Source organism: Streptomyces sp. SID14436, assembly GCF_010548465.1.
GTDB lineage: Bacteria > Actinomycetota > Actinomycetes > Streptomycetales > Streptomycetaceae > Streptomyces.
In genome coordinates, this window is the sequence record NZ_JAAGMD010000672.1 from 1 (window position 1) to 7,271 (window position 7,271).

The window sequence follows — 7,271 nt, forward strand, 5'->3', positions numbered from 1 at the left end:
CCGGCCCGCCCGGGACAGGCGCCGCCCGGTCCGCCGCGGCCGGCCCGCCCCGGCAACCTGCGCGCCCGGCTGACGTCCTTCGTCGGACGGGAGGCCGACATCGGGGCCATCCGCCGGGACCTGGAGTCCGCCCGGCTGGTCACCCTGACCGGACCGGGCGGCGCGGGCAAGACCCGGCTGTCGCAGGAGGCCGCCGAGGCGCTGCCGCGGACCGCCGCGGACGGGGTGTGGCTGGCCGAACTCGCCCCCGTGGACGACCCCGACGCCGTCCCCGAGGCCGTGCTCACCGCCGTCGGCGCCCGCGAGACCGTCCTGTACGGCGCCGGGGCCGAGGGGATGCGGGCCGTCTCCGACCGGTACGACGACCCGGTGGAGCGCCTCACCGAGCACTGCGGGCGGCGCCGCACGCTGCTGATCCTGGACAACTGCGAGCACGTCGTCGAGGCCGCGGCCCGCCTCACCGAAGCCCTGCTGGAACGCTGCCCGGCGCTCACCGTCCTCGCCACCAGCCGCGAACCCCTCGGCGTGCCCGGGGAGTTGGTGCGCCCCGTCGAACCGCTGCCGGAGCCGGTCGCGCTGCGGCTGCTCGCCGACCGCGGCGCGGCGGCCCGCCCCGGCTTCCGGGTGTCCGACGACCCCGAGGCGTGCGCGGAGATCTGCCGGCGGCTCGACGGGATGCCCCTCGCCGTCGAACTCGCCGCCGCCCGGCTGCGGATGCTCACCCCGCGCCAGATCGCCGACCGGCTCGACGACCGCTTCCGCCTGCTCACCTCGGGCAGCCGCACGGTACTGCCCCGGCAGCAGACCCTGCGGGCCGTCGTCGACTGGTCCTGGGACCTGCTCGACGCGGACGAACGCGAGGTGCTGGGACGGCTGTCGGTGTTCGCGGGCGGCTGCGACCTGGCCGCCGCCGAGGCGGTGTGCGGGCCGGCCGCCCTGGAGGCGCTCGGCTCGCTGGTCGACAAGTCGCTCGTGGTCGCCGCTCCGTCCGGCGACTCGGGGATGCGCTACCGGCTGCTGGAGACCGTCGCCGAGTACGCGCGCGAACGCCTCGACGAGAGCGGCGGGCGCGCGGAGGCGGAACGCGCCCACCTGACGCACTACCGCGAACTGGCCCGCACCACCGACCCGTTGCTGCACGGCCCGCAGCAGGTCGCCGCCGTCGAACGGCTGGAACGCGAGTACGAGAACCTGCGCACCGCGCTGCGTCACGCGCTCGCCCTGCGCGACGAGCAGGAGGCCCTGTGCCTGGTGCTGTCCCTCGTCCGGTTCTGGCGGATGCGCGACCTGCGCATCGAGGCCCGCAACTGGTGCAGCGAGGTCGCGTCCCTCGGCCCCGACCCGTTCACCGAGCCGGTGCGCCCGGCCGCGCCGGTGTGGGATCCCCTCACCGCCGCACCGCCGCCGATGACCGGCGAGGTCCTGGCCGAGGCCCGGCGCGGTGTGCACCTGGCCCACATGGCCTGCATGGACACCGAACTCGACGACTGGCAGACACCCGCGGCCCAGCACAGACTGCGCGTCATCGCCGCCACGTACGAACCGGGACTGCCGCAGACCTGCCGCTCACCCGGCCACCTGTGGGCGTTCGCCGTGATGCTGACCGGCGACATGGACCGGCTGCGGGAGACCATCGACGCCGCGATCCGCACCTGCCGGGAGACCCCCGGATTCGAGTGGGAACTGGCCACCAACCTCCAGATGCGCGCCAACGTGCTGGCCAACCGCAGTGACTGGGCGGGCGACGCCCGGCGGGACGCGGACGAGGCCCTGGAGATCCACCGCGCGCTCGGCGACACCTGGAGCACGGCCGAGGCCCTCTCCGCCCGGGGCGAGGCCCACGAACGCACCGGTGACTACGAGGCCGCCGCCGCGGACTACGAGACGGCCATCGCCCTCGCCGAACGCCTCGGCGCACAGGCCCAGAAGGCCGTGCTCACCACCCGCCTCGGCAGCGTGCTGCTCGACGCCGGTGACGAGCAGCGCGGTGAACGGCTGCTGCGCGAGGTCGTCGGCGGCACCCGGGACCGGCACAACGAGGCCCTGCCCGCCGCCCGGCTGTTCCTGGCCGGATGGCTCGGGCTCGTCGGCCGCACCGCCGAGGCGCGGGAGGAACTGCGGCTGCTGCGCGAGGAGTTCCGCATCGCGCACTACGTCGTCTTCGACGCGTTCATCCTCGGCGCCGAGGGCTGGCTGGACATCGTCGACGGCCACGACGAGCGGGCCCTGGACACCATCAAGCGGGCGTTGCGGCAGGCCGGCGACCCGCTCGCCGTCGCCATGGCACCGCACATGCGGTCGGCGAACCTCACCCTGGGCGCGGCGGCCCTCGCCCGGCTGCACGGCGGCGCCCGGGCGCGTGACGCGGCCCGCTGCCTGTCCGCCGCCGACGCCCTGCTGCCTCCCGGCCACGTCGCCGTGCGCGGGGAGCGCGAGGCGCGCCGGTGTGCCGAGTCCCGGCTCCGGTCGGTGCTCGGCGACGCGGCCTACGAGGAGGCGTACGCACAGGGCGACGGCCTCGCTCCCGAGGAGGCCGTCGCCCTGATCGAGGCCGGATGATCGGGCGGGTGATCGAGACCGGGTGGTCGGGCCCGGTGGTCAGGTCTTCGTGCGGAACTTGTGGATCGCGACCGGCGCCATCACCACCGTGATGCCCACCGACCAGGCCAGCGTCAGCCACAGGTCGTGCGCGACCGGGCCGCCCACCATCAGGCCGCGCGCCGCGTCCGCCAGGGAGGACAGCGGGTTGTAGGCGGTGAAGTTCTGCAGCCAGCCCGGCATCGATCCGGTGGGCGCGAAGATCGACGAACCGAACTGGAGCGGCATCAGCACCAGGAAGCCCATGGCCTGCACCGACTGGGCGTTCTTCATCACCACGCCCAGCGTGAGGAAGATCCACATCAGGGCGGAGCCGAACACCACGGACAGCCCCACGGCGGCGAACAGCCCCGCCCAGCGGGTGATGTCGAACCCGACGAGCACCCCGACGACCAGGAGGATCGAGGTCGCGATCAGCATCCGCACCAGCTCGACCGCGATCTTGGCGAACAGCACGGAGCCGCGGCCGATCGGCAGGGACCGGAACCGGTCCATGACCCCGGTGTTGAAGTCCTGGTTGAAGCCGGTGCCCACCCCCTGGGCCATGTTCATGCCCATCATGGCCATCAGCCCGGGCACGATGTACTGCACGTAGGCGTCCTGCCCGCCGCCCAGCGCCTGCCCGATCGAGCCGCCGAAGACGTACACGAACAGCAGGGTGAAGACGATCGGGAACAGCACGGCGTCGAACATCGACTCCGGGTCCTGCCGGATCCACAGCAGGTTGCGGCGCACGAGGGCCCCGGTGTGCCGGAGATGGGCCCGCAGCGGGATGCGCGCGTCGCCGCCGGTCGCGGCGGCCGGGGCAAGGGTGGCGGCACTCATACGGCGACGGCCTCCTCGGGGGTCTCGGCGGGCGCGGTGTCCCGCGGCGCACCGGCCCGGTGGCCGGTGAGGGACAGGAACACCTCGTCCAGGCTGGGCAGTTCGGTGGTCACGGAGCTGAGGGTGATGCCGTGCGCGGTGACCGCGCCGACCACGGCGGTCAGCTGCTCGTCACTGAGGACGGGGACGAGGACGGCGCCGCTCTCGGGGTCCACGGACGTACCGGCCAGGCCGGTGATGCCCAGCTCGTCCAGCGCGCTCGCCAGCGGGCGCAGCCGGCGGGGGTCGGCCGGGCGGATCCGCAGCGTCCGGCCGCCCACCCTGGCCTTCAGCTGCTCGATGCCGCCGCTCGCGATGACCTTGCCGCGGTCCACCACGGTCAGCTCACCGGCGAGCTGCTCGGCCTCCTCCATGTACTGGGTGGTCAGCAGCACCGTCACCCCGTCCTTGACCAGCCGCTTCACCTCGTCCCACACCTCGTTGCGGGTGCGCGGGTCCAGTCCGGTGGTCGGCTCGTCCAGGAACAGCACCGCCGGCCGGCCGATCATCGAGGCGGCCAGGTCCAGGCGCCGCCGCATGCCGCCGGAGTAGGTGGCCGCCGGCCGACGGGCCGCCTCCGTCAGGGAGAACCGCTCCAGCAGGGCGTCGGCGCGGCCGCGTGCCTCCTTGCGGGGCAGGTCGAGCAGCCGGCCGATCAGGTACAGGTTCTCCCGGCCGGACAGCTTCTCGTCCACCGAGGCGTACTGGCCGGTCAGCCCGATCACCCGGCGCAGCTGCCGGGGCCGGCGGACCACGTCGTACCCGGCGACGGTGGCGTGCCCGGAGGTCGGGGCGAGCAGGGTGGAGAGGATCCGCACGAGGGTGGTCTTGCCCGCGCCGTTCGGCCCGAGCACCCCCATCACGGTGCCCTCGCGCACGTCCAGATCGACGCCGTCCAGCGCCTTCGTGGCGCCGTAGTGCTTGACCAGCCCCCGTACGGTGACGGCGCCGGAGGCGCCACCCGGGTCGTTGTCGATTCGCTTCATGCCCCCGACGCTGTCACCCGCCGCCGACAGACCGCCGACAGGCGGCCGACAGCCCGGACCGCCACGGACAGGACGCCGACAGGACGCCGACAGGCGACGCAGGGCGGGCATCCCGCACGCGGTCGCGCGCGGCCGGACCGCACCTCGCACGGAAAGGCGGCAGCCCGCCGACGGGGGAAGATCGGCGGGCTGCCGCGGTGGTGCCGGGATGGTCGGGGACCCCCGGTGCCGGGCGGACCGGCGGGCCGGGGGAGTGAGGGGTCAGTGGACGGAGTGCTGCTCCTGCGGGAACGTTCCGCCGACGACGTCCTCCGCGAACGCCTTCGCCGCGCCGCTCATGACGGAGCGCAGGTCGGCGTACTGCTTCACGAACTTCGGCACCCGGCCGCCGGTCAGCCCCAGCATGTCCGTCCACACCAGGACCTGCGCGTCCGTCCGGGGGCCCGCGCCGATCCCGACGGTGGGGATGTGCAGCGTGCGCGTCACCTCGGCGGCCAGCTCGGCCGGGACCAGCTCCAGCACCACCGAGAAGGCGCCGGCGTCCTGCACGGCCTTGGCGTCCCGCAGCAGCTGCTGCGCCGCCTCCTCGCCGCGTCCCTGGACGCGGTAGCCCATCGCGTTCACGGACTGCGGGGTCAGGCCGATGTGCGCCATGACCGGGATGCCGGACTCGACCAGCAGCTCGATCTGCCGGTGCGAGCGCTCGCCGCCCTCCAGCTTCACCGCGCCCACCCCGGCCTCCTTCACCAGCCGGGTGGCCGACCGCAGGGCCTGCACCGGGCCCTCCTGGTACGAACCGAAGGGCAGGTCGGCCACGATCAGGGCGCGGGTGGTGCCGCGCACCACGGCGGCGGACAGCATGGTCATCTGGTCGAGGGTGACCGGCACCGTGGTGTCGTAGCCGAGGTGGCAGTTGCCCGCCGAGTCGCCGACCAGCATGACCGGGATGCCGGCCTCGTCGAAGACGGAGGCGGTCATCGCGTCGTAGGCGGTGAGCATGGGCCACTTCTCGCCGCGCTCCTTGGCGGCGGCGATGTCCCGGACGGTGACACGACGGGTGCTCTTGCCCCCGTACAGCGCCTTGCTCCCGTCGGAGGCACCCGGCTTCGGAGGCTGGGCAGCAGAAAGCTGCGTCATGGCAATGTCTCCCAACAGTCATCTCGAGGCACCCTGACGGCGTCCCCGGATCGTTTCCATGGTGGCACTTCGAAGGGACCGGCACCAGGGGAGGCGGCACGGCGGGTTTCCGTCGTTTCCACGGCGCCGGTACGAGCCGTGACCCGAAGCAGGGCCGCACCGGCGGTCGGGTGACGCAATGACCCGGCAATGACCCGGCAAAAGGTTTCCGATACGAGACGGTCTCGTATCGGAAATCGTTAGGCTGGCCCGCATGACCTCTCCCGCCGCCCCCGACGGCCGCATCCCCGACGCCGTGCACCGGCGGCGCTGGGCGATCCTCGGCGTCCTGATGCTCAGCCTGCTGATCGTCGTGCTGGACAACTCGATCCTGAACGTGGCCATCAAGACGATCTCCACCCCCGCGCCCACCGGCCTCGGCGCCACGCAGAGCGAGCTGGAGTGGGCGATCAACGCCTACACGCTCGTCTTCGCGGGCCTGCTCTTCAGCGCCGGGCTGCTGGGCGACCGGCTCGGCCGCAAGAAAGTGCTGCTCGGCGGGCTCGCCGTGTTCGGCATCGGCTCGGCGCTGGCCGCCTTCTCCGGCTCACCCGGGGAGCTCATCGGTTTCCGGGCGGTCATGGGACTGGGCGCCGCGTTCGTCATGCCGGCCACGCTGGCCGTCCTGATGAACGTGTTCGAGCGGGACGAGCAGCCCAAGGCCATCGGCATCTGGGCGGGCGGTGTGGGCCTGGCCATCGCCATCGGCCCGATCACCGGCGGGGTGCTCCTGGACCACTTCTGGTGGGGCTCGGTCTTCCTGGTCAACGTGCCGATCGTGCTCCTCGCCCTCGGCCTGATGCTGTGGCTGGTCCCCGACTCCCGCGACCCGCGCCCCGGCCGCGTCGACCCCGTCGGCGTCCTGCTGTCCGTGGTCGGCCTGGTCCTGCTGGTCTACGGCATCATCCGGGGCGGCCGGCTCGCCGACTTCACCGACGCCACGGTGCTGGCGACCGCCGGCGCGGGGCTCGCCGTCCTCGCCGCCTTCGTCGTGTACGAGAAGCGCAGCGACCACCCGTCCATCGACATGGCGTACTTCCGCAACAAGGTGTTCTCCGCGTCGATCGTCGCCATCGCGCTGGTGTTCTTCGCCCTGATGGGCGTCACCTTCTTCGCGGTCTTCTACCTCCAGAGCGTGCGCGGCTACTCGCCCCTGCAGACCGGTCTGCTGCTGCTGCCGCTGGCCGCCGCGCAGATGATCTTCGCGCCGCGGGCCCGGCTGCTCGTGGACCGCTTCGGCGTCCGGGCCACCACCACCGGCGGCCTGCTGCTGCTCGCGGCCATGCTGGGCGGCTTCGCCGTGCTGGACCGCGACACCCCCCTCTGGCTCCTGGAGGGCCTGTTCTTCCTCATGGGCACAGGCATGGCCCACGTCATGACGCCGGTCAGCGTCGTCATCATGCAGACCCTGCCGCGCGAGAAGGCGGGCTCGGCGTCCGCGCTCAGCAACACCTTCCGCCAGGTCGGCGGCGCCCTGGGCATCGCCGTCCTGGGCTCGGTGCTGTCCGCGGCGTACCGCACGGGCATCGCCGACCGGCTCGTCCTCCTGCCGCCCGCCGCCCGGCACGCCGCCGGCGAGTCCATCGAGGCCACCCTCGCCGCCGCCGCCCGGCTCGGCCCGCGCGGCGACGCCCTGGTCGGCCCGGC

The 7,271-nt window shown here is 73.5% G+C and carries 5 protein-coding genes; 2 read left to right on the forward strand and 3 right to left on the reverse strand.

Going from position 1 to position 7,271, the window contains the following annotated elements; translation table 11 throughout:
• On the forward strand, positions 1 to 2,559 hold a 2,559-nt coding region (locus G3I53_RS23980; RefSeq protein WP_239064074.1), incomplete at its 5' end, for an AAA family ATPase.
• 39 nt (positions 2,560 to 2,598) lie between these two features.
• Here the strand turns inward: G3I53_RS23980 and G3I53_RS23985 are convergent.
• The 3 genes from G3I53_RS23985 to panB form a co-directional block, all read right to left on the reverse strand.
• Complete coding sequence (locus G3I53_RS23985) at positions 2,599 to 3,423, reverse strand: ABC transporter permease (RefSeq protein WP_164339365.1); 825 nt, start codon at positions 3,421 to 3,423, stop codon at positions 2,599 to 2,601.
• The gene (locus G3I53_RS23990; protein ID WP_164339367.1) at positions 3,420 to 4,448 is read right to left on the reverse strand and encodes an ATP-binding cassette domain-containing protein; all 1,029 of its coding nucleotides are present in this window, start codon (positions 4,446 to 4,448) and stop codon (positions 3,420 to 3,422) included. Before G3I53_RS23990 ends, G3I53_RS23985 begins: the two co-directional genes overlap by 4 nt.
• 261 nt (positions 4,449 to 4,709) lie before the next feature.
• The gene (gene panB, locus G3I53_RS23995; RefSeq protein WP_164339369.1) at positions 4,710 to 5,585 is read right to left on the reverse strand and encodes a 3-methyl-2-oxobutanoate hydroxymethyltransferase; all 876 of its coding nucleotides are present in this window, start codon (positions 5,583 to 5,585) and stop codon (positions 4,710 to 4,712) included.
• A 253-nt stretch (positions 5,586 to 5,838) separates the two neighbouring features.
• Between panB and G3I53_RS24000 the strand changes: the two genes are divergently transcribed.
• Positions 5,839 to 7,271, forward strand: a 1,433-nt coding sequence (locus G3I53_RS24000) for an MFS transporter (protein ID WP_164438755.1), incomplete at its 3' end; no start/stop codon positions are given.

Bases quoted from the DNA above. Each gene is read 5' to 3' on its own strand.
- G3I53_RS23985 (WP_164339365.1), bottom strand. From the start codon at position 3,423: ATGAGTGCCGCCACCCTTGCCCCGGCCGCCGCGACCGGCGGCGACGCG.
- G3I53_RS23990 (WP_164339367.1), bottom strand. From the start codon at position 4,448: ATGAAGCGAATCGACAACGACCCGGGTGGCGCCTCCGGCGCCGTCACC.
- panB (WP_164339369.1), bottom strand. From the start codon at position 5,585: ATGACGCAGCTTTCTGCTGCCCAGCCTCCGAAGCCGGGTGCCTCCGAC.